This window comes from Paracidovorax oryzae ATCC 19882, from assembly GCF_000687165.1.
GTDB classification, from domain to species: Bacteria; Pseudomonadota; Gammaproteobacteria; order Burkholderiales; family Burkholderiaceae_C; genus Paracidovorax; species Paracidovorax oryzae.
This window is the reverse complement of record NZ_JMKU01000017.1, coordinates 1-26,895: the sequence shown is the minus strand read 5'-3', so window position 1 is coordinate 26,895 and position 26,895 is coordinate 1. Positions and strand designations below refer to the sequence as shown.

Here is a 26,895-nt window from a genome sequence, read left to right as displayed (position 1 = left end):
ACGAAGGCGAAAGGGGCGCCGCTTCAGCGGATGCCCGTGAGTTTGTGGGTCTGCAGGCTCAGGCGCCAGGCGGGCCGCTCCATGCAGGCGGCGATGCACAGGCCGGTGTTCGCGGCCTGCTCCGGTCCGTCCATGGGTTGCAGGAAGCGGTGATCGAAGCGCGTCGCGCTTTCGAGTTCCGCAAGGTCGAAGCCGGGCTGCGGCCAGACCAGCTTGAGTTCCTGGCCTGCGCGCTGCACCCAGGGCGCGCCGGCCTTGGGGCTCACGCAGAGCCAGTCGATGCCGGGCGGGGCGGCGACGGTGCCGTTGCTTTCCACCGCGATGCGCATGCCCCGGGCATGCAGCGCGTCGATGAGCGGAGTGTCGAGCTGCAGCAGCGGCTCGCCGCCGGTCAGCACCACCAGCCGGTGGTCGGCATCGTGCGCCGGCCATTGCGCAGCGATCACGTCGGCGAGCGCGTCGGCCTGCGCGTACTTGCCGCCCAGCGTGCCATCGGTGCCGACGAAATCGGTATCGCAGAATCGGCAGATGGCGCTGCTCCTGTCCTCTTCGCGGCCGCTCCAGAGGTTGCAGCCGGCGAAGCGGCAGAACACGGCGGGCATGCCGGCCTGGCCGCCTTCGCCCTGCAGGGTGTAGAAGATTTCCTTGACGCTGTAGGTCATGCGGCGGCCTCCTGGGGTTGTGCGGACCGGGCGGTGGGGGCGATGTCGGCCAGCGCATCCACGAGCCGTGCCACGTCCGCCTCGGTGTGGGCCGCGGAGAGGGCGATGCGCAGCCGTGCCGTGCCCTCCGGCACCGTCGGTGGCCGGATCGCGGGCACCCACAGGCCTCGCGCGCGCAGCGCTTCCATGGCGGCCAGCGCCTCGTCGTTGGCACCGATCACCAGCGCCTGGACGGCAGTGCGCGACGTGCCCAGTTCCCAGTGCGTGTCCTGCAGCACCGGAGCGAGGCCCGCGCGCAGCTGCGCGATGCGCGCGTCGAGATGCGCACGCAGTGCATCCCCGCGCTCGATGAGGCCGAGGCTGGCCTGGAGCGTGCGCGCCAGCAGCGCGGGCGCGGCCGTGGCGAAGATGTAGCTGCGCGTTTTCTGCAGCAGCCATTCGATGAGGACCTCGCTGCCGGCCACGAAGGCGCCGGCAGCGCCTGCCGCCTTGCCCAGCGTGGCCATGTAGAGCACGCGCTGCGACGCCCGCTGCCCGGTCAGGCCCGCCTCGGCGAGGGCGCCGCGGCCTTGCGGGCCGAGCACGCCGAAGCCGTGGGCATCGTCGAGCAGCAGGAGGGCGTCGTGGCGTTCGCAGAGCGCATGCAGCGTGCGGATGTCGGCCACGTCGCCGTCCATGCTGAAGACGGCATCGCTGACCACGAGCTTGCGCCGTGCGGGACTGGCCGCAAGCTGGGCTTCGAGCGCCCCGAGGTCGCCGTGGGGGTAGCGGTGGATGGTGGCGCGCGAAAGGCGGGCCCCGTCGATCAGGCAGGCGTGGTTGAGTGCATCCGAGAACAGCGCGTCGCCCGCGCCGACCAGCGCCGGCACGATGCCGATGTTGGTCGCATAGCCTGCATAGAAGTAGAGCGCCCGGGGCAGTTGCACGAAGCGCGCGAGGTCGGTCTCCAGCGCGGCGTTGGCCTGGCTGTGGCCGCTCACCAGCGGCGAGCCGCCCGATCCCACGCCGAATTCCCGCGCGCCCGCGCAGGCGGCGTCGGCGAGTTCGGGATGGCCGGCCAGTCCCAGGTAGTCGTTGCTGCAGAACGCCAGCATGGGCTGTCCGTCCACATCCAGGTGCGCGCCCTGCAGCGGCCGCACCGCGCGCCGGCGGCGGCGCAGGTGGACGGCGTCGAGTTCCGCCAGGCGGGCGGGCAGTTCGTCGAGCCAGGAGGGAGCGAAGGGAAAGGTCGTCATGCGGAAGGCGTGGTCCAGGAATCGGGCAGCGTGAATGGCGTGGCGCGCGGGTCGGGCTGCCGCTGGTGCGGGATGTCGGCGAGCAGGGGCGCCTGCAGGCGCTGGTGCAGCCAGGCGATATTTTCCTCCGCGGCCAGCATGGCAGGGTCGATGCGGCTGGCGATCCAGCCGGCGAGGGGCAATCCACGCGCGCGGATGGCATCGGCCGTGAGTGCCGCATGGCTGAGGCACCCCAGGCGCAAACCCACGACGAGCACCACGGGCAGGCCGAGCGCCTGCGCCAGGTCGGCGCCGGTTTCCGTGTCCGAGAGCGGCACGTGGAAGCCGCCGGCCCCTTCCACCACGACGGCATCGGCCTGCGCGGCGAGCGCTCCGCAGGCCTGCACGATGGCGGCGATGTCGATGCGCGTGCCCGCACGCCGCGCGGCGATGTGCGGCGAGAGCGGGTCGGGCAGCAGCACGGGGTTGTCCAGCGCGGGCGCGACCTGGACCGTGGAGGCCGCGCGCAGGGCCAGCACATCCTCGTTGGCGAGCGTGCCTCCTGGGCCGATGGGTTCCGCGCCCGCGGCGATCGCCTTCATGCCCACCACGCGCGCATGGTGCCGCGCGAGCGCATGCAGCAGGCCGGCGCTGGCCAGGGTCTTGCCCACGCCGGTGTCGGTGCCGGTGACGAAGCAGCCGATCATGGCAGGCTCCCTTCGGCGGCCGGGGCCGTGCCGGGCGCACAGTCCTCTTCGGCCAATGTGGCGTCCAGCGCCGCGAGCGCCTGCCGGCCCAGGTGCGCGATGGCGTCGTCGTCCAGCACGTAGGGCGGCATGGCGTAGAGGGTGCGGCCGATGGGCCTCAGCAGCAGGCCGCGCGCCATCGCGTGGCGGTGGTAGCGGCGCGCGAAGTCGGGGGCCGTGCCTTCCACGTCCCAGGCCCAGAGCATGCCGAGGTGGCGCGCGTGCCGCACGCGCGGGTGTGCCGAAAGCGGCGCGAAGGCCGCGTGGAAGTGCGGTGCGCGCCGTGCGTTGCGGGCCAGTGCATCGGTCTGCGTGAACAGCTCGAGCGTGGCCAGCGCCGCGCGGCAGGCGAGCGGGTTGCCCGTGTAGGAGTGCGAATGCAGGAATCCGCGCGCCACGTCGTCGTCGTAGAACGCGGCATACACCGCATCGGTGGTGAGCACGGCCGACAGCGGCAGGGTGCCGCCCGTCAGGCCCTTGGAGAGGCAGATGAAGTCCGGGCGGATGCCGGCCTGCTGGTGCGCGAACATCGTGCCGGTGCGGCCGAAGCCGGTCGCGATCTCGTCCACGACGAGGTGCACGCCGTAGCGGTCGCACAGCGCGCGGGCCTGCCGCAGGTATTCGGCGTCGTGCATCGCCATGCCGGCGGCGCACTGCACCAGCGGCTCCACGATGAGCGCGGCGGTGGTGGCGTGGTGTTCCTCCAGCCAGTCCTGCAGCGCGGCGGCGGCGCGGCGCGCCACGGCGGCGGCACCCTCTCCGGCCGCGGCGCCGCGCGCATCGGGGCTGGGCACGGTGGCGCCCAGGCGCACCAGGGGAGCGTAGGCCTCGCGGAACAGTCCGATGTCGGTCACCGCGAGAGCGCCCACGGTCTCCCCATGGTAGCCGCCTGCCAGGCCGATGAAGCGGCATTTTTCGGGCCGGCCGTGGTTGCGCCAGAAATGCGCGCTCATCTTGAGCGCGATCTCCGTCGCGGCCGAGCCGTCGCTGCCGTAGAACGCATGGCCGAGCCCGGTGAGCGCGGCCAGGCGCTCGGAGAGCTCCACCACCGGCGCGTGCGTGAAGCCCGCGAGCATCACGTGGTCCAGCCGCGCCAGCTGGTCGGCGATGGCCTCGCGGATGTGCGGATGTCCGTGGCCGAAAAGGTTGACCCACCAGGAACTGATGCCGTCCAGGTAGCGGCGGCCGTCGTCCCCTTCCAGCCAGGGACCGGCTGCGCGGGCGATGGCCACGGGCGGATCGGCCTCGTGGCGCTTCATCTGGGTGCAGGGATGCCACACGCTGGCGATGCTGCGGGTGGCAAGGGAGGTGTCGTCTCGGACCATGCGTCAAGAAGAGGAGAAAAGGGCCGGGCGGCGGTCAGCGGACCGGCGGCACCAGGAGGGTGGGGGCCGCGGGTGCGGCCATGGCCGGCCAGTCGCGGCTGTAGTGCAGGCCGCGGCTCTCGCGCCGCTGCTGGGCCGAACGGACGATGAGCTCGGCCACCTGAACGAGGTTGCGCAGTTCCAGCAGGTCGCGGCAGACATGGAAGTTCGCGTAGAACTCGGCGATCTCCGCCTGCAGCAGCGCGATGCGGTGCGCGGCACGCTCCAGGCGCTTGTCGGTGCGCACGATGCCCACGTAGTCCCACATGAAGCGGCGCAGCTCGTCCCAGTTGTGCGAGATGACCACGCGCTCGTCGGCATCGGTCACGCGGCTGTCGTCCCAGGCGGGCAGGGCCGGGGGCGCGCTGGAGGCCGGCGGCGCAGCGAGGATGGCGTCGGCTGCGGCGCGCGCGAACACCATGCATTCCACCAGCGAGTTGCTCGCCAGGCGGTTGGCGCCGTGCAGGCCAGTGCAGGCAGTCTCGCCGATGGCATGCAGGCCCGCGAGGTCGGTGCGCCCCGCGAGGTCGGTGAGCACGCCGCCGCAGGTGTAGTGGGCGGCGGGCACCACGGGGATGGGCTGGCGCGTGATGTCGATGCCCAGCTCCGCGCAGCGCGCGAGGATGGTCGGGAAGTGCGCCTGCAGGAATTCCGGGCTCTGGTGCGAGATGTCCAGGTGCACGCAGTCGAGCCCGTGGGTCTTCATCTCGAAGTCGATGGCCCGGGCGACCACGTCGCGCGGAGCGAGTTCGGCGCGCTCGTCGTGCTCCGGCATGAAGCGCGTGCCGTCGGGCCGCAGCAGGCGCCCGCCCTCGCCGCGCACCGCTTCGCTGATCAGGAACGACTTGGCCTGCGGGTGGTAGAGGCAGGTGGGATGGAACTGGATGAACTCCATGTTCTGCACCCGGCAGCCCGCGCGCCATGCGGCGGCGATGCCGTCGCCCGTGGCCGTGTCGGGGTTGCTGGTGTAGAGGTACACCTTGCCCGCGCCGCCCGTCGCCAGCACGGTGTGCGGCGCGCGGAAGGTGTGCACGGTGTCGGTGGCCTCGTCGAGCGCGTAGAGCCCCAGGCAGCGCTGCGGCCCGGGCAGGCCGAGCTTGCGGGCGGTGATCAGGTCCACCAGCGTGTGCTCTTCCAGCAGGGTGATGCCGGGCGTGGCGCGCACTTTGCCGAGCAGGGTGCGCTGCACGGCCGCGCCGGTGGCATCGGTGGCATGCACGATGCGCCGGGCGCCGTGGCCGCCTTCGCGGGTGAGGTGCAGCCGGCCCGGCGCTTCCTCGGAGAACGGCACGCCCAGGGCCTGCAGCCACTGGATGGCCTGCGGTGCGCCCTCGACCACGGCCCGCGTGGCGGCGAGGTCGCACAGCCCCGCGCCCGCCACGAGCGTGTCCTGCACATGGGCATCGAAGGTGTCGCCCTCGGCCAGCACGGCGGCGATGCCGCCCTGCGCCCAGCCGCTGGCGCCGTCGGCCAGCCCCCGCTTGGTGAGCACGGCCACGCGGTGCGTGGGGGCGAGGTGCAGCGCGGTGGACAGGCCCGCCAGGCCGCTGCCGATGATGAGTACGTCGTAATCGAAGGAGGCCATGCGGTTCGGAAGGGATGGAAGTCGGAAGGGACCGCTGTCCGCCGGAGGGCGGTGCCGCGGCGGTGGTTCACACCGGGGTGTAGGCCAGGCGCACGTAGATGGGCGCGAAGGCTTCCGCCTGGGTGATCTCGATCAGCGTTTCCTTGCCCAGCTCCAGCAGGGCGATGAAGGTCACCACGAGCACCGTGGAGCCTTTCGAGGGATCGAACAGTTCCTCGAACTCGACGAAGCGCCGGCCCTGCAGCGTCTTGAGCACGGCGCTCATGTACTCGCGCACGCTCAGCTCCTCGCGGGTGATGCGGTGGTGCTGCACGAGTTTCGCGCGCTTGAGGATGTCGCGCCAGGCTTCCTGCAGTTCGGCCACGTGGACATCGGGAAACCGCTGCACCAGGCTCTGCTCGATGTGGACCTGCGCGCGCAGGAAGTCCCGGCCGTACTGCGGGGCCCTGCCCAGGTTGGCCGCCGCGAGCTTGATCTGCTCGTATTCCAGCAGCCGGCGCACCAGTTCGGCGCGCGGGTCTTCCGGCTCCTGGGCGCCTTCCTGCTTCTTGGGCGGCAGCAGCATGCGCGACTTGATCTCGATGAGCATCGCCGCCATGAGCAGGTACTCGGCAGCCAGTTCCAGGTTGCGGCTGCGGATCTCGTCCACGTAGCCGAGGTACTGCCGCGTGACATCCAGCATCGGGATGTCGAGGATGTTGAAATTCTGCTTGCGGATGAGGTAGAGCAGCAGGTCCAGCGGGCCCTCGAAGGCCTCCAGGAACACTTCCAGCGCATCGGGCGGGATGTAGAGGTCCTGCGGCAGGGCGAACAGGGGCTCTCCGTAGAGCCGCGCCACGGCGTCGCCGGCCGTACCGCCGGCGGCGTCCTGCACGGCGTCACCGGCGTGCGGCGGGGCGTCCATGGTGTCGGCGCTCATGCGCTGCCTTCATCCGGATGGGGAGGGCCGCCCGCCGATCGACGGCATGCCGGCCGTTCCATGGGCTGTGCGGTCAGCCCTGGGTCTGGTACACGTAGGGCTTCTGGGCCACGCGGGCTTCGTCGTATTCCTCCCAGATGTCGCGGTCCACCTGCTTGTCCCACAGCAGGGCGCGGCCCGCCACCTGCTGGGCGTCGAGCTCGGGCCGGTCGGACTTGAGCTTCTGGATGAACTGGGTGGCGTCGGACTGGTAGTCGGGGCGGCGGAAGAAGGACATGGCAGGCGGATCGGAGTCTTTGTAACAACCAGAGATTTTACCGGGGGCCGGACGCGGCTACATTTCCGGCTGGCGTTCCCCGCCGCTTCGGTGGCCGGGGCCGCAAGCCACCCTGCATTCCGCGCCCGGCGCGCGCCAGCTTTTCCCCCTTATCGATGACGCTTGCCCTGTCCCCTGCATCCTCCCTCCATTCCCTGACCCTGCCCGGCCTTCCCGGGCCTGCCTCCCCCGCACGCCGCCGCGCGCTGTCCGTTGCCGCCGCGGGCGGCGCGGCGCTCTGGCTGCTTGCCGCGTGCGACCCCCAGCGCATCCGTGAGCTGGAAGAGGGCGTTTCGACCGAGGCCGACGTGCGCGCCCGCTTCGGCGAGCCCGAGCGCATCTGGGACGAGCCCGGCGGCGCGCGCACGCTCGAGTACAACCGCCAGCCTGCCGGGCACCAGAACTACATGATCACCATCGGCCCCGATGGCCGCATGAGCGCGCTGCGCCAGGTGCTCGCCCCCCACGTGTTCGAGACGATCGTTCCCGGCATGCTCATGGAGGAGGTGCGCCGCCGCCTCGGCAAGCCGGCGAAAATGATGACCTTCGAACGCAAGGGCGAAACCGTCTGGGACTGGCGCTGGAACGACGGCGGTACCCAGCCCATGGTGTTCAGCGTGACCTTCGACCTCCGCGGCCGCGTGCTGCGCAGCGGCAGCACGGCCGAACTGCAGGACGGCCGCTGAGCCTGCGCGGCGGAGGTGCCGCAGCAGGCCGCTGGCCCGCCGCTTGCATGGCTTCTGCGCCTCCTTTCCTGCACCTCCCGCCGCTCCTGCCTGCCATGCCGTCCACGCCGCCCGATCCCATTCCGGTTCCCGTTCCTTCGCTGCGGCACGGCCGCTACGAGGATGTCCAGGCGCTGGTCGCCGGCACCCTGTTCGTGGCCATGGCCCTGATGCTGTTCGGGCAGGCCGGCTTGCTCATCGGCAGCACGGCCGGCATCGCGTTCCTGCTGCATTACCTGACGGACGTGTCCTTCGGCAAGCTGTTCTTCGCCGTCAACCTGCCCTTCTACTGGTTCGCCTGGACGCGCATGGGGCGGGAGTTCACCATCAAGACCTTCCTGAGCGTGGCCCTGCTGTCGCTGCTCACCGAAATATTTCCGCATGTGATGCACGTGGACTACCTCGATCCGATGTTCGCGGCGGTGCTGGGCGGCCTGCTGCTGGGCACGGGCTGCCTGTTCCTCGCGCGGCACAAGTCGAGCCTGGGCGGGGCCACCATCGTCGCGCTGTACCTGCAGAACCGGCACGGCATCCGTGCGGGCAAGGTGCAGATGGCGATCGACTGCACCGTGCTGGCGCTGGCCCTGTTCGTGGTGCCGCCCGGGCGCGTGGGCTATTCGGTGCTGGCGGCGGTGGTGATGAGCGTGTTCCTCTGGATCAGCCACCGGCCGGGGCGCTACGTGGGGGAATAGGGCGCGACGGGGTACGGCGCTGCCGGGGTGGCCTGCACCGGGGCCGGACGGATCGACTCGCGGATGTGGATGCCACTGTTGTCGGCATCCCCGCCCGTGACGGCATCCGCCGCCATGCCCACGCCCTTGCCGACGATCTTCACCGTGCCGATGGCGGCATCGGCCGCGAGGCCCACGGCGCTCGCGGTGACACCGACGGCCGTGGTGGCCACGCTCACTACCGTGCAGCCGGCGAGCATGGCCAGCGCAGCCGGCAAGGCCAGCCGCAGCAGGGCACCTGGCCCGCAGGGTGGGAAGGGCATGGCCGTCCTGGTCAGCGGACCCGCATGCCCGGGGTGGCCCCAGGCCACGGATTCAGCACATGGATGCCCGGGTGCGACTTCTCGTCGCCGTGGCTGGCCGCGAGCACCATGCCCTCGCTGATGCCGAACTTCATCTTGCGCGGCGCGAGGTTGGCGACCATCACCGTCAGCTTGCCCACGAGTTCCTCGGGGCGGTAGGCGCTCGCGATGCCGGAGAAGACGTTGCGGTGGCGGCCTTCGCCCACGTCGAGCGTGAGGCGCAGCAGCTTGGTGGAGCCCTCCACCGGCTCGCAGTTCACGATCAGCGCGATGCGCAGGTCGATCTTCGCGAAGTCGTCGATGGTGATGGTGGGTGCGATCGCCTCGCCGCCCGGTGCATCCGCTCCGGCATCGGCTGCCGAGGCCACGGCAGGAGCGGCAGAGGCCGCCGGCACCTCGAAAAGCGCTTCGAGCTGCTTGATGTCCACGCGCTGCATCAGGTGCTGGTAGGTGCCGATGGCATGGCCCTCTCCCAGCAGGGCGGGCGCATCGGCGAAGGTGAGTGGCTGGACGTTCAGGAACGCCTCCACCTGCGCTGCCAGGGACGGCAGCACGGGCTTGAGGTAGAGCGTGAGCAGGCGGAAGGCCTCGATGCAGGTGGTGCAGGCGGCCTGCAGCGCGGCCTCCTGGCCTTCCTGCTTGGCGAGCTCCCAGGGCTTGCGCGCATCCACGTACTCGTTCACGCGGTCGGCCAGCAGCATGGTTTCGCGCACGGCGCGGGCGGTGTCGCGCCGCTCGTAGGCCTCGGCGATGGCGCCGGCCTGGGCGCGCAGGGCCTCCAGCAGCGCTGCACTGTCGGCATCGGGCGTGCCGAGCTTGCCGCCGAAGCGCTTGGTGAGGAAGCCCGCGGCGCGGCTCGCGATGTTCACGAACTTGCCGATCAGGTCGCTGTTGACGCGCGCCATGAAGTCCTCGGCGTTGAAGTCGATGTCCTCGTTGCGGCCGTTGAGCTTGGCCGCGAGGTAGTAGCGCAGCCACTCGGCGTTCATCCCCAGGCCCAGGTACTTGAGCGGATCGAGCCCCGTGCCGCGGCTCTTGCTCATCTTCTCGCCGTTGTTCACGGTGAGGAAGCCGTGCACGAAGACCGCGTCCGGCGTCTTGCGGCCGCTGAACTTCAGCATCGCGGGCCAGAACAGCGTGTGGAAGGTGACGATGTCCTTGCCGATGAAGTGGTACTGCTCCAGCTGCGGGTCGGCCACATAGTCGTCATAGCTCTGGCCGCGCTTTTCCAGCAGGTTCTTGAGCGAGGCGAGGTAGCCCACGGGCGCGTCGAGCCAGACGTAGAAGTACTTGCCCGGCGCGTCGGGGATCTCGATGCCGAAGTAGGGCGCGTCGCGGCTGATGTCCCAGTCGCCCAGGCCTTCGCTGGTGGTGCCGTCGGGGTTGGTGCGCACCGAGAACCATTCCTTGACCTTGTTGGCCACTTCGGGCTGCAGGCGCCCGTCCTGCGTCCACTCCTGCAGGAAGGCGACGCAGCGCGGGTCGGAGAGCTGGAAGAAGAAATGGTCGGAGCTTTTCAGCACCGGCTTGGCGCCGGAGAGGGCCGAATAGGGTTCGATCAGGTCGGTGGGGGCATACACCGCGCCGCAGTTCTCGCAGTTGTCGCCGTACTGGTCCTTGGCGTGGCAGCGCGGGCATTCGCCCTTGATGAAGCGGTCCGGCAGGAACATGTTCTTCTCGGGGTCGAAGAACTGCTCGATGGTGCGCGTCTCGATCAGGCCCGCGGCCTGCAGGTCGCGGTAGATCTGGCGGGCGAGTTCATGGTTCTCGGGCGCGTCCGTGCTGTGCCAGTTGTCGAAGCGGATGTGGAAGCCCTCCAGGTAGGGCTTGCGGCCGGCGGCGATGTCGGCCACGAACTGCTGCGGCGTCTTGCCGGCCTTCTCGGCGGCGATCATGATCGGCGCGCCGTGCGTGTCGTCCGCGCCGACGAAGTTCACCTCGGCGCCCTGCATGCGCTGGAACCGCACCCAGATGTCGGCCTGGATGTATTCCATGATGTGGCCGATGTGGAAGTTGCCGTTGGCGTACGGCAGGGCGGTGGTGACGAAGATCTTGCGTGCGGGCATCGGGAGCGGGCTTTCTGAGGGGAGTGCGGCCCGGGCGGACGGCTCCGGGCGCAACGGATGATTTTAAGAGCCTCCCCGGTCCGGCGCCGCGCCGGCCGCCGTCACCTGCGGCGCAGCAGGTTGGTTTTCGCCAGCTCGACGATCTCGTCGCCCCGGCCGTTCATCACCGCCCGCGCGGCGTACAGGCTGAAGCCCTTGACCTGCGCGGCCCGGATCTTCGGCGGCATCGACAGCTCCATCGGGTCCACCCGCACGTCCACCAGGGCGGGGCCGTCGTGGGCCAGCGCCCGCACCAGGGCGGGCTCGAGTTCGTCCGAGCGGGCGACGCGCAGGCCCAGGAAGCCCATGCCGTTCGCGATGGCGCTGAAATCCGGGTTCTGCAGCGCGACGTTGGTGTCGAGGTAGCCGGCAGCTTTCTGCTCCATCTGCACGAAGCCGAGCACGCCGTTGTTGATCAGCACGATCTTGATCGACAGCTTCATCTGCACGGCCGTGAGCATGTCGCCCATCAGCATGGCGAGGCCGCCGTCGCCGGAGATCGACACCACCTGGCGGTCGGGCCGCACCGCCTGCGCGCCCAGCGCCTGCGGCATCGCGTTGGCCATCGAGCCATGGTTGAAGGAGCCGAGCAGCCGGCGCCGGCCGTTCATGCGCAGGTAGCGCGCGGCCCAGATGGCCGGCGTGCCCACGTCGAAGGTGAAGATCGCGTCGTCGGCCGCCAGCCGGTCGAGCGTGGCTGCCACGAACTGCGGGTGCAGCGGCTCGTCGCCGGCGCGCGGTGACGCGAGCGCGTCCAGCTCCTTGCGCGCCGCCTGGTAGTGATCGCGCGCCTTGTCGAGAAAGCCGGTGTCGCGGCCGGGCCCGATGAGCGGGGTCAGCAGGGCGGCGGCTTCACGCACGTCGGCCACCAGCCCCAGGCGCAGTTGCGCGCGCCGGCCCAGCGCGCCGGGATCGCGGTCGATCTGCACGATGGCCGCATCTTCCGGGTAGAAGTCGCGGTAGGGGAAATCCGTTCCCAGCATGAGCAGCGTGTCGCACTCGCGCATGGCGTGGTAGCCGGACGAGAAGCCGATCAGCCCGGTCATGCCGACGTCGAACGGGTTGTCCCATTCCATGTGCTCCTTGCCGCGGAAGGCATGGACGATGGGCGCGGCCAGCGCCCTCGCCAGGGCCACCACCTCGTCGTGCGCACCGGCCGTGCCGGCACCGGCCAGGATGGTCACGGCCCCGGAGCCGTTCAGCAGCGCGGCGAGCTCCGAGAGCGCGGCCGGGTCCGGCAGCAGGCGGGGCGCGGCCGGCGGCGCGAAATCCGGCCGGGCGCCCTCGGGCGCGTCGAGGGTGGAGACGTCGCCCGGCAGCACGATCACGGCCACGCCGTGGCGGCCGATGGCGGTGCGCATCGCGCGGTGCAGCACCTCGGGCAACTGCTTCGGGTCCTGCACCATCTCGCAGAAATGGCTGCACTCGCGGAACAGCTCGGTCGGATGGGTTTCCTGGAAGTACCCCAGGCCGATCTCGCTGGAGGGGATGTGGCTGGCGATGGCCAGCACGGGCTGGTGGTTGCGCTGGCAGTCGTAGAGCCCGTTGATGAGGTGCAGGTTGCCCGGCCCGCAACTGCCCGCGCACACGGCGAGCCGCCCCGTGACCTGGGCTTCGGCGCCTGCGGCGAAGGCGCCGGCCTCCTCGTGTCGCACGTGCATCCATTCGATGCCGCCGTGCCGGCGCAGGCTGTCGTTGATGGCGTTCAGGCTGTCGCCGGTGACACCCCAGATGCGCTGCACGCCGGCATGCGCCAGGGTCTCGACCAGGAGGTCGGCCACCGATTTCACCTTGGAGGAACCAAAAATGCCCATCGCCAGGAACTCCCTGCAAGTTGCGGTCAGGTCATTCTAGGAACGCTGGCGCCACTGGTGCAGACCCTGGGCGTCGGACGTTTTCGCTTTCAGCGGGAAGGCTGCCGGGCCGAGGCCCGGACCGGCTGGCCCGCGTCGTGCCAGCCGAAAAATCGGCAGATCTCTGCGCGGCGCGCGAGCGCGTCCTGCCGGCCGAGGGCCATGAGTTCGCGCGTGTACCCGGGCTCGAAGAGCAGGTAGCTCGCCAGCGCGGCTCCGCGCACGTCCCGCTCGTTGGCGGTCACGCCCAGGGCGCCCAGCATGGTGCGCACGGGTGCGGGCAGGTCGCCCACGTGGCGGGCCGCCAGCGCATCCAGGCGCTGCGACGGGGCGATCACCAGCAGCTCCAGCGGCCGCAGCGGGCTCAGCGCCCGCGCCTCGGGCGGGATCAGTGCCAGGGTCTGGTTGATGCGCTGGGCGCGCTCCACGTCCACCGCCAGGGCATCCAGGAAGATGTTGGACAGCGCATGCCCCGCCACCTGGGCGAGGGTCGGGTAGGCCGGCACGGTCTCCGTGGACAGGTCGCCGGCCGGCTCGTGCATGCGGCCCGCGCCGATCACCAGCACGCGGCCGGCGCCCAGGTGGATGGCCGGCGCGATCGGCGCGGACTGGCGCATGGAGCCGTCGCCGAAGAACTGGGTCCGCCCGTCCAGCTGCAGCGCGGTGGCCGGAAAGACGAACGGGATCGCCGACGAGGCCAGCAGGTGGTCATGGGTGATGCGGCCCCGTGCCGCGCGGCGCTGCTGCCGCTGCCAGGGCGCGAGCGAGTCGGCGGCTTCGAAGAAAGTGATGTGCTCGCCCGAGGTGTAGCTGGATGCCGTGACGGCCAGCGCCTGCACGTGCCCCGCGCGGACCAGGCGCGGCAGGCGCGAGAGCGGCACCAGGCGGGAGAGCAGCTCCGCCAGGGGCGCGTTGTCCAGCAGCGAGCGCGGGCGCATCCGCCGCCAGCGGGCCAGCGCCCAGCCCAGCGAGAGCAGGGTGAGCCAGCGCGCCCCGCTGCGCATCACGCTCAGCGAGTCCGCGCGATAGACCTGCTGTGCGTGAAAGCCGCTCCACACGTGGGCGATGCGCCGCACGGCCCGGTCGAAATGGTCCGCCCCGCAGGCCAGGGCGGCGGCGTTGATGGCCCCGGCGGAGGTGCCGGTGATGATGGGGAAAGGGTTGGGCTCGCGCCCCGCGCCGCAGGCCTTGCGCAGGTCGGAGATGGCCTCCAGCACGCCGACCTGGTAGGCCGCGCGTGCGCCGCCGCCCGTGAGCACGAGGCCGGCCGGGCGCTGCGCGGTGGCTCGGGACGGCGCGGCTGCCATGGGAGGGGCGGCCGCTTCAGCGACCCGTGCGGGCCGGGGCCTTGAGCAGCAGCGCGGCCACGGCGGGGCCGTCCAGGATGTCCAGCCCGTGGCTGCGCGCGAAATCCCGGGCCGCATCGCTCACGGCGCCCAGGGGCGCGAGGTAGGCGCCCGACGCGCCATCCTGCGCCTGCACCGCGGCCTGCAGTTCGCGCAGGGGCTCCACGCCGTGGGTGGCGGCCTTCCAGCGGCGGGCGCCCACCAGCACGGCATGCCCGCCCTTGTCGAGCCGGAAGTCCGCCGCGCCACCGGCCAGCCGCTGGACGGTGTAGCCCTCGGCCAGCCAGGCACGCTCGAGCCGGTCGGCAAGCAGGCGCCAGGGCAGGGCACCGGCCTCGTCCAGCGCCGCCTGCAGGCGCGCGGCGCTGGGTGCGTTCCATTGCCGCCAGGCCGCCATGCTGCCCACGCCGACCAGGGGCAGCACGCCCACGGCCGCGAACGGCGCCACGTGCGCTGGCAGCAGCGCCCCGCAGGCCAGGGCGATGGCGCCCGCCGCGAGGAAGCTCACCCACCACGGCGAGCGCAGCAGGATGGCGAAAAGCGAGTTCGGGGCCATCTTCAGTTTCACGGAACGGCAATCCTCAAAAGCGAAAAAAACGAAAAACCGCGGCATTGTCCTGCGGCGCGTGAGGGTGGAGGGCAGGGAATAGACTACCCGGCCCCAAGGAGATTTACCGATATGGCAGTGACTGAACAGGCGCTACTCGCGGCGCTCGCGAGCGTACGCGATCCGCACACGGGCAAGGATTTCGTTTCCACGCGCGCCCTGCGCGACCTGCGCATCGACGGCGGCGCCGTGTCCTTCACCGTGGAGCTGGGCTACCCGGCCCGCAGCCTGGAAGCCGCCCTGGCGGGCGAACTGGAGGCCGCGGCGCGTACCGTGGCGGGCGTGGAGCGGGTGTCCGCCACCATCGCCACGCGCATCGTCGCGCACGCGGTCCAGCGCGGCGTGCAGGTGCTGCCGCAGGTGCGCAACATCATCGCCGTCGCCTCGGGCAAGGGCGGGGTGGGCAAGAGCACCACGGCCGCCAACCTCGCCCTTGCGCTGGCATCCGAGGGCGCGCGCGTGGGCGTGCTCGATGCCGACATCTATGGCCCCAGCCAGCCGATGATGCTGGGTATCGCGGACCGGCCCGAGAGCGCCGACGGCAAGACCATGGAGCCGCTGCGCAACCATGGCGTGCAGGTGATGTCCATCGGCTTCCTGGTGGAACCCGACCAGGCCATGATCTGGCGCGGGCCCATGGCCACCCAGGCGCTGGAGCAGCTGCTGCGTCAGACGAACTGGCAGGACCTGGACTACCTGGTCGTGGACATGCCGCCCGGCACCGGCGACATCCAGCTCACCCTCTCGCAGCGCGTGCCCCTCACGGGTGCCGTGATCGTGACCACGCCGCAGGACATCGCGCTGCTCGATGCGCGCAAGGGCATCAGGATGTTCGAGAAGGTGGGCGTGCCCATCCTGGGGGTGGTGGAGAACATGGCCGCCCACGTGTGCAGCCAGTGCGGGCATGTCGAGCACATCTTCGGCGAGGGCGGCGGCCGCCGCATGGCCGAGGAGAACGGCATGGCCTACCTGGGCGCCCTGCCGCTGGATTTGCAGATCCGCCTGCAGGCCGACAGCGGCACCCCCACCGTGGTGGCCGAACCCGACGGCGAGGTGGCCAACATCTACCGCCGGGTGGCGCGCGAGGTGGCCGCGAAGGTCGCGACCCAGGCCAGGGATTTTTCCTCGAAGTTCCCCACCATCTCCGTCAGCAAGGACACCTGAGCCGCTTGGGCCTTGCCCGCGGCACCGCGCAAGCTCCTTCGTTGATCGCCCGTTCAGTAGAAAAAGTCAATGACTTTTGCTGACTTGATCTATTGACGTGCGTCAACTGCAGCGTTGAAACTCCGCGCTTCTGGAAAAATGTTTCCAGATTTTTCATCTTGCGGAACGAAAAGCGGAACTTTGCTGAACAAGGAGCGGGCATGGCGGACACACGACCAGGTTTTCTGGACAAGGAACGGATCATCGCGGGACCGGGCTTCAACCGGTGGCTGGTGCCGCCGGCCGCGCTGGCCATCCACCTGTGCATCGGCATGGCCTACGGCTTCTCGGTCTTCTGGCTGCCGCTCTCCAAGGCGCTGTCCACCGCGGGCACGGGCGCGACCGCCTGCCCGAAGGACATGAGTTTCTTCGCCGAGCTGTTCGCCACGGGCTGCGACTGGCGCGTAGCCACCCTGGGCTGGATGTACACGCTCTTCTTCGTGTTCCTGGGCTGCTCGGCGGCCATCTGGGGCGGCTGGCTGGAGCGCGCCGGCCCACGCAAGGCCGGCGTGGTCTCGGCCCTGTGCTGGTGCGGCGGCATGCTGCTGTCGGCGCTGGGCATCTACCTGCACCAGTTCTGGCTCATGATCCTCGGCTCCGGCGTGATCGGGGGCATCGGGCTGGGCCTGGGCTATATCTCGCCGGTGTCCACCCTCATCAAGTGGTTCCCCGACCGCCGCGGCATGGCGACCGGCATGGCCATCATGGGCTTCGGCGGCGGCGCGATGATCGGCTCGCCCCTGGCCGTGGAACTGATGAAGACCTTCTCCACGCCCACGGACGTCGGCGTGATGCAGACCTTCGTGGTGATGGCGCTCGTCTATTTCGTGTTCATGATGGCAGGTGCGCTCGGCTACCGCGTGCCGCCCACGGGCTGGAAGCCGGAAGGCTGGACGCCCCCGCCGCCCTCGGCCAACGCGATGATCACGCAGCGCCACGTGCACGTGAAGCGCGTCTGGGGCATCCCGCAGTTCTGGCTCGTGTGGATCGTGCTGTGCATGAACGTGAGCGCGGGGATCGGCGTGATCGGCATGGCCTCGCCCATGCTGCAGGAAGTCTTCGGCGGCTCGCTCATCAATGTGCCCGCGAAGTTCGGCGAACTCGACAAGGGCCAGCTCGCCGCCATCGCCGCCGTGGCCGGCGGCTTCACCGCGCTGCTTTCGCTGTTCAACATCGGCGGCCGTTTCTTCTGGGCCAGCCTTTCCGACAAGCTCGGCCGCAAGATGACCTACGTGGTGTTCTTCGTTCTGGGCGGCCTGCTCTACGCGAGCATCCCGGGCTCCGCCAGCGCGGGCAGCAAGCTGCTGTTCGTGGGCGCGTTCTGCATCATCCTTTCCATGTACGGCGGCGGCTTCGCCACGGTGCCTGCCTACCTGGCCGACCTGTTCGGCACGCAGTTCGTGGGCGCCATCCACGGCCGCCTGCTCACCGCCTGGGCCACCGCGGGCATCCTGGGCCCGGTCGTGGTGAACTACATGCGCGAGTACCAACTGGGCCTGGGCATCCCGCGCGAGCAGGTCTACAACCAGACCATGTACATCCTCGTGGGCATGCTGGTGATCGGCCTGATCGCCAACCTGATGGTGCGCCCGCTGGCGGCCAAGTGGTTCATGAGCGACGAGGAACTGGCCCACGAGAAGAAACTGGCCCACGAGAAGGCCGTCGCGGCCGAGGTCGGCACCGGCGCCGGCTCGGGCGGCGGTGCCACCAGCCCGGCGCTGGTCGCCTTCGCCTGGGCCGCCGTGGGCATCCCGCTCGCCTGGGGCATCTACAAGACCCTGGTGAGCGCGGCCAAGTTCTTCCACTGAAGGCGAGGAGGCCGGCATGCTGCCCGGAAGCCTCGCACGGCGGATCCGCGCGGTGGCGCGGGCCTTCGCCGCGGTCCACCAGGGCGGCTTCGACCTGCAGCCTGCTCCCGCGGGCCAGCCGCCCGTGCTGCGTTGCGGTGGCCGCGTCCTGAACGGCGACTTCGCGGCCATCGACCGCTTCACCGGGCAGACCGGCGTGCGCGGCACCGTGTTCGCCCGCCAGGGCGACGACTTCGTGCGCATCGCCACGTCGGTACGCAAGCAGGATGGCGAACGGGCCGTGGGCACGCTGCTGGACCGCTCCCACCCCGCCTATCGCGCCCTTGCCGCGGGGCGCCCGTATGCCGGCTACGCCACGGTGTTCGGCCGGCAGAACCTCACCCGCTACGACCCGGTCCGCGATGCGGCAGGCCAGGTCGTGGGCGTGCTCTACGTAGGGCTGGACGTGAGCGCCATGCCTGCGCTGGGCGCGGCGGCGCGGCTGGCGCTGTCGGTGGTGGCCGCGCAGTACGCGATCGGCGCCGTGGCCTGGGCGCTGCTGCCGCCCCTGCAGCCGGCCTGGCTCGCTGTCTCGGTGGCCCTGCCGCCGGTCGTCGCCGCCGTGGTCTATGCCCTCGCGCGGCGCGGCATCACCCGGCCCGTGGCCGAGGGCTGCTCCGCGGCCCGGCGCGTGGCCGCGGGCGACCTCACCACGCAGATGCACGTCGATCGACGGGACGAGGTGGGCCAGATGCTGCAGGCCATCAACGGTATCGGCGTGGGCCTCACCGGCCTGGTCACGCAGGTGCGCCAGGGGGCCGAGTCGCTGCGGGTGGCCACGCGCGAGATCGCCGAAGGCAACGGCGACCTGGCTTCGCGCACCGAGCGGCAGGCGGGCGAGCTGAACGCCGCGGCCTCGGCACTGCAGCGGCTCACGGCCACCGTGGCGCAGAACGCGGAGCATGCCCGGCAGGTGAACGGCCTCATGGGCGAAGTCTCGCAGGCCTCGGCGCAGAGCGGCGAGGCGGTGGAGCGCGTCGTGCAGACCATGGCCGGCATGCGGCAGGACGCCCACCGCATCCAGGACATCATCGGCATCATCGACGGCATCGCCTTCCAGACCAACATCCTCGCGCTCAACGCGGCCGTCGAGGCCGCGCGGGCAGGCGAGCAGGGCCGCGGTTTCGCGGTGGTGGCGGCGGAGGTGCGCGCGCTCGCGCAGCGCTCTGCCGGCTCCGCGCGGGAGATCCGCACGCTGATCGCGGCGTCGGTGGAGCGGGCGGACGGCGGCAGCGGCCTCGTGGATGCGGCGCGCACGTCCATGCAGGGGATCGCCGGCTCCATCGGCGACGTGACCCGGCTGATCGAAGGCATCGCCGCGGCGAGCAGCGAGCAGAGCCAGGGCATCGAGGGCATCCATGACAGCGTGGGCCGCATCGAGCAGATGACCCAGCAGAACGCCGCCCTGGTCGAGCAGGCCGCGGCGGCGGCGCTGCGCATGCGCGAGCAGGCGGCGGGCCTGGCCGATGCGGCCGCGAAATTCAGGACCCCCGCATGAGCGCGCGGCCCCGTCGGACTGCTGGCGGCCATGCGCCGCGCCGCGATAACCCGGCGCCTGCAAGGGCCTGTGCCTCCGGCGTAGCCTGTGGGCCGTGCGTCCGGCGCGATGCGGGCGGCCATGCTTCATCCATCCGCGATGATTCCGTTCCAAGGAGACCACGATGAGCGAACAGAAAATCGAGTTCTACAAAGGCCCGGCGGGAGGCTGGGGCGCGCTCAACAGCGTGAAGAACACCCTGCTGCGGCAGGACATCCCCCTCAAGGGTGCCAAGACGCTGCTCTCGGCCAACCAGCCCGACGGCTTCGACTGCCCCGGCTGCGCCTGGCCGGACCGCAACCATGCCTCCACCTTCGAGTTCTGCGAGAACGGCGCCAAGGCCGTGGCGGCGGAGGCCACGGCCCGCCGCGCGGGCCCCGAGCTGTTCGCTCGCCACACGGTGGCCGAACTGGCCGCGCAGAGCGACTTCTGGCTGGAAGACCAGGGCCGCCTCACGCACCCGATGGTGTACGACGCCGCGAGCGACCACTACGTGCCGATCGCCTGGGACGATGCCTTCGCGCTCATCGCCCGGCACCTGAACGCGCTGCCCGACCCCGACCAGGCCATCTTCTACACCTCGGGCCGGGCCAGCAACGAGGCCGCCTTCCTCTACCAGCTGTTCGTGCGCGAGTACGGCACGAACAATTTCCCCGACTGCTCCAACATGTGCCACGAGCCCAGCGGCAGCGCCATGCGCCCGCAGATCGGCGTGGGCAAGGGCACGGTCACGCTGCAGGATTTCGAGCAGGCCGACGCGATCTTCATCTTCGGCCAGAACCCCGGCACCAACCACCCGCGCATGCTGGGCGAGCTGCGCGAGGCCCACAAGCGCGGCGCGCAGATCGTGAGCTTCAATCCGCTGCGCGAGCGCGGGCTGGAGCGCTTCGCCGATCCTCAGAGCAAGATGGAGATGGCCACCCTGGGCTCCACGCCGATCAGCACGCACTACTTCCAGGTGCGCGTGGGCGGCGACCTCGCCGTGGTCAAGGGCATGATGAAGCACCTGGTGGAGGCCGAGGACCGCGAGGGCGGCGTGCTGGACCATGCCTTCATCCAGGAGCACACCACGGGCGTCGAGGCGCTGCTCGCGGACCTGCGGGCCGAATCCTGGGCGCTCATCGAGCAGGAGTCGGGCCTGTCCGAGGCGCAGATCCGCGCCGCTGCCGAGGTCTATCGCCAGGCCCGCAGCGTCATCGCCTGCTGGGGCATGGGCATCACCCAGCACATGCATTCCGTGGCGACGATCCAGATGATCGTCAACTGGCTGCTGCTGCGCGGCAACATCGGACGCCCCGGCGCAGGGCCCTGCCCCGTGCGGGGCCACAGCAACGTGCAGGGCGACCGCACCATGGGCATCTGGGAAAAGCCCCCGGCCGCGTTGCTGGACCGCCTGCAGGAAGTCTTCGGCTTCGAGCCGCCGCGCGAGCCCGGCGTGGACACGGTGGAGGCCATCCAGGCCATGCTGGACGGCAAGGCGCGCGTCTTCTTCGCGCTGGGCGGCAACTTCGCCGCGGCCACGCCGGACACCTACGAGACCTGGAAGGCGCTGCAGCGCTGCGACCTCACGGTGCACGTGACGACCAAGCTCAACCGCAGCCACATCGTGCACGGGCGCGAGGCGCTGATCCTGCCCTGCCTGGGCCGCACCGAGATCGACATGCAGGCGGGCGGCCCGCAGGGCGTGACGGTGGAGGACTCCATGAGCATGGTGCATATCTCCGTGGGCATCAACCCGCCGGCGTCCGAGCACCTGCTGTCCGAGCCTGCCATCGTCGCGCGGCTGGCCGCGGCCACGCTGGGGGCGCGCAGCCGCGTTCCCTGGCTCTGGATGATCGAGGACTACGCCCGCATCCGCGACAAGATCGAGCAGGTGTTCTCCGACTTCAAGGACTTCAACCAGCGCATCGCCGTGCCGGGGGGCTTTCGCCTGCGCAACACGGCCAGCGAGCGCATCTGGAACACCGCGGCGCACAAGGCCGTCTTCGTGGCCCACCCGGTGCCGCAGGACACGCCGGTGCACCAGGCCCGCGCCCGCACCCGCGACACCGTGGTGTTCACGCTGCTCACCACGCGCTCGCACGACCAGTACAACACCACCATCTACGGCCACGACGACCGCTACCGGGGCGTCTATGGCCAGCGCCGCGTGGTCTTCATCCACCCCGAGGACATCCGCGCGCTGGGCATGAAGGACGGTGACTGGGTCGATATCCAGACCGTCTGGAGCGATGGCCAGGAACGGCGCGCCGACCGCTTCAAGCTGGTGGGCTACGACATCCCGCGCGGCAACCTCGCAGCCTACTACCCCGAGACGAACCCGCTGGTGCCGCTGTCTTCCGTGGCGCTGAACGCGGGCACGCCGACCTCCAAGTCCATCCCCGTCGTGCTGGTGCCCAGCGCCGCGGTGGCCGGGGCCGCGGCGGCGGGCCCGTCCGCCGAAGTGGCGCCTGCCGCCGTCTGAGCCCGCCTTGGCCGTTCCGGACGACGATATCACCGCCGCGCTGCTCGCGGCGCTCGCCGAACTCGATGCGCCGCAGGGCGTGTCCCTGCCGCGCCTTGCCAAGCGCCTGGCACAGCCCGGCAGCGCCGTGCTGCGCCGCCTGCACCTGCTCGGCGACGCCGTGCTGGGCGGCACGCCGGGGCCCGGATGGGTACGCGTGGCCCAGGACGGGGACCGCTGGCTGGCCCACCTCACCGAGGCCGGGCGTGCGCGGGCGGCCAGCGGAGTGGCCGATGAGGTGGCCCATGGGGTGGCCGATGCATGCCCCATGCCGGCTGCTGCCGGTGGCCCGGATGCCCGGGGCGTCGAGGATGGGGAGGGCGATGAAGCGCCAGCCGCGCCCGTGCCGGAGCCCGTGGTGGCGCGTGCCGTGCAGCGCCATGCCGGGGCGCCCGGCGACACGCTGGCCGCTGCCGGGGCAGCGCCTGCGGATGCCCCCGCCTGGCAGGACGATGCCGTGGCGTCGGAAGTGCCTGTCGCCCTGGTCTTCAACGGCCTCTCGCATGCCGTCATGATGGCCACGCCCTCGGACCTGCAGGCCTTCGCCCTGGGCTTCGCGCTCAGCGAGGGGTTGATCGACACGCCCGCGGACTGCCGCGGCATCGAGGTGTTCACGCGCAGCGGCCCGCAGGCCGGAGGCGGGGGCGTGGCCTGCGAGGTGCACCTGGAGATCGCCACGCGCTGCTTCGCGCGCCTCAAGGAGCGGCGCCGTGCGCTGGCCGGCCGCACGGGCTGCGGCCTGTGCGGCATCGACAGCCTGCAGGCGCTGGACCTCGTGCCCGAACGCGTCCGCGCCCGCCCCTGGGCCGCGGCGCTGCCGGCCGGCGTGGTGCTGCGCGCGGTGGCCGCCATGCCGGCCCTGCAGGTGCTGAACGCCGCCGCGGGCGCCCTGCATGCGGCGGCCTGGGCCACGCCGCAAGGCGAATTGACGGATCTGCTGGAAGACGTGGGGCGCCACAACGCGCTCGACAAGCTGCTCGGCCGCCTCGCCCTGCAGGAGCGCTCCGGCGAGGACGGCTTCGTCGTGATGTCCAGCCGCGCCAGCTACGAGCTGGTGCGCAAATGCGCCCGGCTCGACATCCCCCTGCTCGCCACCGTCTCCGCGCCGACCTCCCTGGCCGTGGACCTGGCGGCCCAGGCCGGCATCGCGCTCTGGGGTCTGTGCCGCCCGCCGCGCGCAGTCCGCTACACCGCCAGCACGGATTCCTGAACGGCGCGGCAACGCCGGTCGCACCGCCGGCGCCGCGCCCGGGCATGCGAATTGCCCGAACCGGGGACGGGCTGCGGCGCCGCGTTGGCGCCCCGGCCCGCCTTTCCCTTCAGGAGGCACATCCCTTATGGCATCCCCATCTTCCGGCTCCCCCACGCCGTCCCCTTCCAACCCGCAGCCGCCGGGCGGCCAGCCCGGCCGCGATCCGCTCTCCTTCGGCATTTCCGTCGCAGGAGAGGAAGACCCGGGCGCGGCGTTCGACAATGAGACGCCGCAGGCCAGCGGCCCGGCCGGCGCGGCGCCGCGGCCGGGCGCATCCGACCAGCCCGCAGGGCAGGGCGGGCGCGATCCTCGCCCGGCCACGCCCCCGCTGGCGCCGGGCGATGAAGCCGCGCCCGGCACGCCCGGCACGGGTGAGAACCTCTGCCCCGCCTGCGGCGGCACGGGCCGGCGCGCAGGCGTGCCCTGCACCGAATGCGCCGGCACCGGCCGGGTGACCGTCGGCATCGGCGGCGCCTGACCGGCGCACCGGTTGCCGTGTCCCCTGGTGCACGGACGGGCATGCAGAGCACCCCTGCCCGGCCGGGTGTCCCGGCGCGTCGGAGGGCTGCCGCGTTTGCGCTAAGGTAGCCGCCCATGACCTCCCTGCCGCCCTTCATCCAGCTGGGCTGGCGCATGCTCCGGCGCGACCTGCGCGCGGGCGGCCTGCGCCTGCTCACCGTCGCCGTGGCCCTGGCCGTCGCGGCCCTCACCTCCGTGGGGTTCTTCTCCGACCGCCTGCAGGGCGGGCTGGAGCGGGACGCACTGCAGTTGCTGGGCGGCGACGTGGTCATCGCCAGCGACCAGCCCACGCCCGAGGCCTTCATCGACAAGGCGCGTGCCCTGGGCCTGCGCGGCGTGACCACCATCGGTTTTCCCACCATGGGCCGCGCGGACGATGCCCAGGGCGGCGCCAGCCGCCTCGTGGCCCTCAAGAGCGTGGAGCCCGGCTATCCGCTGCGCGGCAGCCTGCAGACCGCCGATGCACAGGGCGCGCCCGCGGCGGCCACGCGTGACATCCCGGCGCGCGGCGAGGTCTGGGTCGATCCCGCGCTGCTGGAGTCCCTGGGCCTGAAGTTGGGCGATCCGCTGCTGCTGGGCGACGCGCGCCTGCGCATCGCGCGCACCATCGCCATCGAGCCCGACCGCGGGGCCGGCTTCATGAGCTTCGCGCCGCGCGCCATGGTGAACGCCGCCGACCTGCCCGCCAGCGGCCTCGTGCAGCCGGCCAGCCGGCTCACCTACCGCTTCGCCGTGGCCGGCGAAGCGCCGGCCGCCGTGCAGCAATACACCGCCTGGGCCGCCGAGGCCGTGCAGGCGCCGGGCGTCCACGGCGTGCGCGTGGAATCGCTCGACAGCGGCCGCCCGGAAATGCGCCAGACGCTGGACCGCGCCCGCAAGTTCCTCAGCCTCGTCGCCCTGCTGGCCGCGCTGCTCTCCGCCGTGGCCGTCGCCCTGGCCGCGCGAGGCTTCGCCAGCGACCACCTCGACGCCGCCGCCCTGCTGCGCGTGCTCGGGCAGAGCCAGCGCGGCATCGCGGGCGGCTACGTGGTGGAGTTCGCGCTGGTGGGCCTGTTCGCGAGCGCCGTGGGCGTGGCCCTGGGCTATGCGGTGCACCACGTCTTCGTGCTGCTGCTCGCCGGCCTCGTCGAAGCCACCTTGCCCGCGCCCAGCCTCTGGCCGGTGGCCTTCGGCTTCGGCATGGGGCTCACCCTGATGATGGCCTTCGGCCTGCCGCCCGTGCTGCAACTGGCCCGCGTGCCGCCGCTGCGCGTCATCCGGCGCGACCTGGGCGCCCTCAAGCCCGCATCGCTCGCCGTGCTCGGCGTGGGCGTGGCCGGCTTCGCCGCACTGTTGCTGGCCGTGAGCAGCGACCGCAAGCTCGGCCTCATCGCCGTGGGCGGCTTCGCGGGCGCGGTGGTGCTGTTCGCGCTGCTCGGCTGGGTGGCCGTCAGGGTGCTGCGCGCCAGCGTCAACGAGGCCACGGCGCCGCGCTGGCTGGTGCTGGCCACGCGCCAGATCGCCGCCCGGCCCGTCTATGCCGTCGTGCAGGTCAGCAGCCTGGCCGTGGGCCTGCTCGCCCTGGTGCTGCTCGTCTTGCTGCGCACCGACCTCATCGACAGCTGGCAGCGCGCCACCCCGGCCGACGCGCCGGACCGCTTCGTCATCAACGTCATGCCCGACCAGGCCGACGCCTTCCAGGCCGCGCTGCGCGACGCGGGCGTGCGCCGCTACGACTGGTTCCCCATGATCCGCGGCCGCCTCGTCGCCATCAATGGCCGCGAGGTGGGCCCGCAGGACTACGCCGACGACCGCGCCAGGCGCCTCGTGGACCGCGAATTCAACCTCTCCAACGCCGCGAAGGCGCCGGAGCACAACACCGTCGTGGCCGGCCGCTGGACGGAGGGCGCTGCCGGCGAGATCAGCGTGGAGGACGGCATCGCCGAAACCCTGGGCCTGAAGCTGGGCGACACCCTGCGCTTCGACATCGCCGGCGTGGCCAGCGAGGCGCGCATCACCAGCCTGCGCAAGGTGGACTGGAGCTCCCTGCGCGCCAACTTCTTCGTCATGTACACCACCGACCGCATGCCGCCCGAGCTGCCCGTCACCTACCTGGCGGCTTACCGCGCGCCCACCACGCCCGGCTTCGACAACCACCTGGTGCAGGCCTTCCCCAACATCACCAACGTGGACATGGGCGCCACCCTGGCGCAGGTGCAGCGCGTGCTGGGGCAGGTCGTGCGGGCCGTCGAATTCCTGTTCGGCTTCACGCTCGCCGCCGGCCTGGTCGTGCTCTTCGCGGCCGTCACCGCCACGCGCGAAGAGCGCGCCCGCGAATTCGCCATCATGCGCGCCGTAGGCGCCCGCGCCAGCCTGCTGCGCCAGGTGCAGCGCGCCGAACTGGCGGGCATCGGCCTGCTCGCGGGCTTCCTGGCCAGCACCGTCGCCGTCGCAGTGGGCTGGGCTCTGGCGCACTACGTGTTCGACTTCCAGTGGACCGCCTCCCCCTGGGTGCCCCTGGCTGGCGCCCTTGCGGGGGCGCTGCTGGCGCTGGCTGCGGGGTGGTGGGGATTGCGGGAGGTGCTGCGGCGGCCGGTGGTGGAGACGCTGCGGCGGGCAGCGGAGTGATTGGATGGGTGAGTAAGAAGAAGGAGCAGGAGGGCAGGGTACGGATCGAACGGATGAGCTCCCGTGACCCGCTGGAGGATTCGGCGAGGCGTGCCATAGTCCGCGGATGACGACGATCGATCCTTCTTTTTTTTCCCAAGACCCGGCCTCCGTTTCCGACTCCGCCTCTACTCCCGCTGTGGCCCCGTCCCCGGCAGCACCTGCCAAGGCGGCGGAGCAGCCATCTCCAGCCGCCACGCCCTTCGCATGGATCGGCGGCGAACCCGCCGTGCGCACCCTCGTCGATCGCTTCTACGACCTCATGGACCTGGAGCCGGAATACAAGGAGCTGCGCGCCGCGCACGGCACCACCCTGGCCGATGCGCGCGACAAGCTGTTCTGGTTCCTCTGCGGCTGGCTCGGCGGGCCGGACCACTACATCGAACGCTTCGGCCACCCCCGCCTGCGCATGCGGCACATGCCGTTTTCCATCGGCATCAAGGAGCGCGACCAGTGGGTGGCGTGTATGGACCAGGCGATGGGGGAGACCGGCGTGCCCGAGGCGCTGCGGATGAGGCTGCGGGAGAGTTTCATGGGGACGGCGGATTGGATGAGGAATCGGGGTGGGTGAGGGGCCTGCTATTGCGCTCAGCAATATGTTAGGGAAGGTCTGCAAAACCCCTTTCCGACGCCCCGCGGCGGGGATGAATCGGGGGTGATTTTTCGCGATGTGCGAGACCAGACTGATTCCCCGCGCGAAATGCCCATCCAGCAGGCAGATTTGGCCCGTGCAGCGGCCCTTGGGCGCATTCCAGGCGCACTCATGCCTGCATCGCCAGCAACTGCCGGCGTGCCATCCACACATTGCCCAGCGCAAACATCACCTGCAGCCGCGCCGTGTTCTTGGCCAGGCCCCGGTAGCGCACCTTGGCGTGACCGAACTGCTGCTTGATCACCCGGAACGGGTGCTCCA

General features: G+C 71.2%; 23 protein-coding genes. 10 read left to right on the top strand and 13 right to left on the bottom strand.

Features of this window, described 5'->3' with window-relative positions:
• Positions 1-23: 23 nt before the first annotated feature.
• The 7 genes from queE to T336_RS0113990 form a co-directional block, all read right to left on the bottom strand.
• Positions 24-662: a 7-carboxy-7-deazaguanine synthase gene (gene queE, locus T336_RS0114020; RefSeq protein WP_026433036.1), complete on the bottom strand. Its 639-nt coding sequence runs from the start codon at positions 660-662 to the stop codon at positions 24-26.
• Positions 659-1,897, bottom strand: a complete 1,239-nt coding sequence (bioF, locus tag T336_RS0114015; protein WP_026433035.1) for an 8-amino-7-oxononanoate synthase — start codon at positions 1,895-1,897, stop codon at positions 659-661. The genes queE and bioF overlap by 4 nt, the downstream gene beginning before the upstream one ends.
• Positions 1,894-2,583: a dethiobiotin synthase gene (gene bioD, locus T336_RS0114010; protein ID WP_026433034.1), complete on the bottom strand. Its 690-nt coding sequence runs from the start codon at positions 2,581-2,583 to the stop codon at positions 1,894-1,896. The genes bioF and bioD overlap by 4 nt, the downstream gene beginning before the upstream one ends.
• On the bottom strand, positions 2,580-3,947 hold the full coding sequence (gene bioA / locus T336_RS0114005; RefSeq protein WP_026433033.1) for an adenosylmethionine--8-amino-7-oxononanoate transaminase: 1,368 nt from the start codon (positions 3,945-3,947) through the stop codon (positions 2,580-2,582). Before bioA ends, bioD begins: the two co-directional genes overlap by 4 nt.
• Positions 3,948-3,981: 34 nt before the next feature.
• Positions 3,982-5,571, bottom strand: a complete 1,590-nt coding sequence (gene nadB / locus T336_RS0114000) for an L-aspartate oxidase (protein ID WP_026433032.1) — start codon at positions 5,569-5,571, stop codon at positions 3,982-3,984.
• Between the two features lie 67 nt (positions 5,572-5,638).
• Entirely contained in the window at positions 5,639-6,490 is an 852-nt protein-coding gene (locus T336_RS0113995; protein WP_026433031.1) for a segregation and condensation protein A, read from the bottom strand.
• A gap of 73 nt (positions 6,491-6,563) precedes the next feature.
• Complete coding sequence (locus T336_RS0113990) at positions 6,564-6,767, bottom strand: DUF3460 family protein (RefSeq protein WP_013596116.1); 204 nt, start codon at positions 6,765-6,767, stop codon at positions 6,564-6,566.
• Positions 6,768-6,922: 155 nt separating this feature from the next.
• Here T336_RS0113990 and T336_RS0113985 point away from each other — a divergent pair, with 155 nt between their 5' ends.
• Together T336_RS0113985 and T336_RS0113980 are read left to right on the top strand one after the other, a co-directional pair.
• Positions 6,923-7,492: a hypothetical protein gene (locus tag T336_RS0113985; protein ID WP_035226076.1), complete on the top strand. Its 570-nt coding sequence runs from the start codon at positions 6,923-6,925 to the stop codon at positions 7,490-7,492.
• A gap of 95 nt (positions 7,493-7,587) precedes the next feature.
• A complete protein-coding gene (locus T336_RS0113980) occupies positions 7,588-8,223 on the top strand; it encodes a YitT family protein (protein ID WP_026433029.1) in 636 nt (211 codons plus the stop codon).
• Here the strand turns inward: T336_RS0113980 and T336_RS0113975 are convergent.
• The 5 genes from T336_RS0113975 to T336_RS0113955 all read right to left on the bottom strand — a co-directional run bounded on the left by T336_RS0113975 (position 8,208) and on the right by T336_RS0113955 (position 14,424).
• Positions 8,208-8,525, bottom strand: coding sequence for a hypothetical protein (locus T336_RS0113975; protein ID WP_051647224.1), 318 nt, complete (start codon positions 8,523-8,525; stop codon positions 8,208-8,210). The two genes, T336_RS0113980 and T336_RS0113975, sit on opposite strands and share 16 nt — an antisense overlap.
• A gap of 11 nt (positions 8,526-8,536) precedes the next feature.
• Complete coding sequence (metG, locus tag T336_RS0113970) at positions 8,537-10,630, bottom strand: methionine--tRNA ligase (protein WP_026433027.1); 2,094 nt, start codon at positions 10,628-10,630, stop codon at positions 8,537-8,539.
• Positions 10,631-10,731: 101 nt separating this feature from the next.
• Entirely contained in the window at positions 10,732-12,483 is a 1,752-nt protein-coding gene (poxB, locus tag T336_RS0113965; RefSeq protein ID WP_026433026.1) for a ubiquinone-dependent pyruvate dehydrogenase, read from the bottom strand.
• An 89-nt stretch (positions 12,484-12,572) separates the two neighbouring features.
• Positions 12,573-13,829 carry a patatin-like phospholipase family protein gene (locus T336_RS0113960; RefSeq protein WP_026433025.1) on the bottom strand — a complete coding sequence of 419 codons (1,257 nt, stop codon included), beginning with the start codon at positions 13,827-13,829 and terminating at the stop codon, positions 12,573-12,575.
• Positions 13,830-13,845: 16 nt separating this feature from the next.
• Positions 13,846-14,424, bottom strand: a complete 579-nt coding sequence (locus T336_RS0113955) for a restriction endonuclease (RefSeq protein ID WP_026433024.1) — start codon at positions 14,422-14,424, stop codon at positions 13,846-13,848.
• Between the two features lie 123 nt (positions 14,425-14,547).
• Here T336_RS0113955 and apbC point away from each other — a divergent pair, with 123 nt between their 5' ends.
• From apbC to T336_RS0113915, 8 genes are all read left to right on the top strand, one after another.
• Complete coding sequence (apbC, locus tag T336_RS0113950; RefSeq protein ID WP_026433023.1) at positions 14,548-15,639, top strand: iron-sulfur cluster carrier protein ApbC; 1,092 nt, start codon at positions 14,548-14,550, stop codon at positions 15,637-15,639.
• A gap of 200 nt (positions 15,640-15,839) precedes the next feature.
• Positions 15,840-17,486: an OFA family MFS transporter gene (locus T336_RS0113945; RefSeq protein WP_026433022.1), complete on the top strand. Its 1,647-nt coding sequence runs from the start codon at positions 15,840-15,842 to the stop codon at positions 17,484-17,486.
• A gap of 16 nt (positions 17,487-17,502) precedes the next feature.
• Entirely contained in the window at positions 17,503-19,023 is a 1,521-nt protein-coding gene (locus T336_RS0113940; protein WP_026433021.1) for a methyl-accepting chemotaxis protein, read from the top strand.
• Positions 19,024-19,186: 163 nt separating this feature from the next.
• Entirely contained in the window at positions 19,187-21,526 is a 2,340-nt protein-coding gene (locus T336_RS0113935) for an FdhF/YdeP family oxidoreductase (RefSeq protein WP_026433020.1), read from the top strand.
• A gap of 7 nt (positions 21,527-21,533) precedes the next feature.
• Complete coding sequence (gene fdhD / locus T336_RS0113930; protein ID WP_026433019.1) at positions 21,534-22,775, top strand: formate dehydrogenase accessory sulfurtransferase FdhD; 1,242 nt, start codon at positions 21,534-21,536, stop codon at positions 22,773-22,775.
• Positions 22,776-22,902: 127 nt separating this feature from the next.
• A complete protein-coding gene (locus T336_RS0113925) occupies positions 22,903-23,295 on the top strand; it encodes a hypothetical protein (protein WP_026433018.1) in 393 nt (130 codons plus the stop codon).
• Positions 23,296-23,411: 116 nt separating this feature from the next.
• A complete protein-coding gene (locus tag T336_RS0113920) occupies positions 23,412-25,943 on the top strand; it encodes an ABC transporter permease (protein ID WP_026433017.1) in 2,532 nt (843 codons plus the stop codon).
• A 106-nt stretch (positions 25,944-26,049) separates the two neighbouring features.
• Positions 26,050-26,553: a group II truncated hemoglobin gene (locus T336_RS0113915; protein WP_026433016.1), complete on the top strand. Its 504-nt coding sequence runs from the start codon at positions 26,050-26,052 to the stop codon at positions 26,551-26,553.
• Between the two features lie 190 nt (positions 26,554-26,743).
• Here the strand turns inward: T336_RS0113915 and T336_RS26705 are convergent.
• Positions 26,744-26,895: transposase (locus T336_RS26705; RefSeq protein WP_167333652.1), on the bottom strand; the 152-nt coding region annotated here is incomplete at its 5' end.

What these genes read in the sequence shown, in the direction of transcription:
- queE (WP_026433036.1), bottom strand. Translation starts at nt 662, where the DNA reads ATGACCTACAGCGTCAAGGAAATCTTCTACACCCTGCAGGGCGAAGGC.
- bioF (WP_026433035.1), bottom strand. Translation starts at nt 1,897, where the DNA reads ATGACGACCTTTCCCTTCGCTCCCTCCTGGCTCGACGAACTGCCCGCC.
- bioD (WP_026433034.1), bottom strand. Translation starts at nt 2,583, where the DNA reads ATGATCGGCTGCTTCGTCACCGGCACCGACACCGGCGTGGGCAAGACC.
- bioA (WP_026433033.1), bottom strand. Translation starts at nt 3,947, where the DNA reads ATGGTCCGAGACGACACCTCCCTTGCCACCCGCAGCATCGCCAGCGTG.
- nadB (WP_026433032.1), bottom strand. Translation starts at nt 5,571, where the DNA reads ATGGCCTCCTTCGATTACGACGTACTCATCATCGGCAGCGGCCTGGCG.
- T336_RS0113995 (WP_026433031.1), bottom strand. Translation starts at nt 6,490, where the DNA reads ATGAGCGCCGACACCATGGACGCCCCGCCGCACGCCGGTGACGCCGTG.
- T336_RS0113990 (WP_013596116.1), bottom strand. Translation starts at nt 6,767, where the DNA reads ATGTCCTTCTTCCGCCGCCCCGACTACCAGTCCGACGCCACCCAGTTC.
- T336_RS0113985 (WP_035226076.1), top strand. Translation starts at nt 6,923, where the DNA reads ATGACGCTTGCCCTGTCCCCTGCATCCTCCCTCCATTCCCTGACCCTG.
- T336_RS0113980 (WP_026433029.1), top strand. Translation starts at nt 7,588, where the DNA reads ATGCCGTCCACGCCGCCCGATCCCATTCCGGTTCCCGTTCCTTCGCTG.
- T336_RS0113975 (WP_051647224.1), bottom strand. Translation starts at nt 8,525, where the DNA reads ATGCCCTTCCCACCCTGCGGGCCAGGTGCCCTGCTGCGGCTGGCCTTG.
- metG (WP_026433027.1), bottom strand. Translation starts at nt 10,630, where the DNA reads ATGCCCGCACGCAAGATCTTCGTCACCACCGCCCTGCCGTACGCCAAC.
- poxB (WP_026433026.1), bottom strand. Translation starts at nt 12,483, where the DNA reads ATGGGCATTTTTGGTTCCTCCAAGGTGAAATCGGTGGCCGACCTCCTG.
- T336_RS0113960 (WP_026433025.1), bottom strand. Translation starts at nt 13,829, where the DNA reads ATGGCAGCCGCGCCGTCCCGAGCCACCGCGCAGCGCCCGGCCGGCCTC.
- T336_RS0113955 (WP_026433024.1), bottom strand. Translation starts at nt 14,424, where the DNA reads ATGGCCCCGAACTCGCTTTTCGCCATCCTGCTGCGCTCGCCGTGGTGG.
- apbC (WP_026433023.1), top strand. Translation starts at nt 14,548, where the DNA reads ATGGCAGTGACTGAACAGGCGCTACTCGCGGCGCTCGCGAGCGTACGC.
- T336_RS0113945 (WP_026433022.1), top strand. Translation starts at nt 15,840, where the DNA reads ATGGCGGACACACGACCAGGTTTTCTGGACAAGGAACGGATCATCGCG.
- T336_RS0113940 (WP_026433021.1), top strand. Translation starts at nt 17,503, where the DNA reads ATGCTGCCCGGAAGCCTCGCACGGCGGATCCGCGCGGTGGCGCGGGCC.
- T336_RS0113935 (WP_026433020.1), top strand. Translation starts at nt 19,187, where the DNA reads ATGAGCGAACAGAAAATCGAGTTCTACAAAGGCCCGGCGGGAGGCTGG.
- T336_RS0113925 (WP_026433018.1), top strand. Translation starts at nt 22,903, where the DNA reads ATGGCATCCCCATCTTCCGGCTCCCCCACGCCGTCCCCTTCCAACCCG.
- T336_RS0113920 (WP_026433017.1), top strand. Translation starts at nt 23,412, where the DNA reads ATGACCTCCCTGCCGCCCTTCATCCAGCTGGGCTGGCGCATGCTCCGG.
- T336_RS0113915 (WP_026433016.1), top strand. Translation starts at nt 26,050, where the DNA reads ATGACGACGATCGATCCTTCTTTTTTTTCCCAAGACCCGGCCTCCGTT.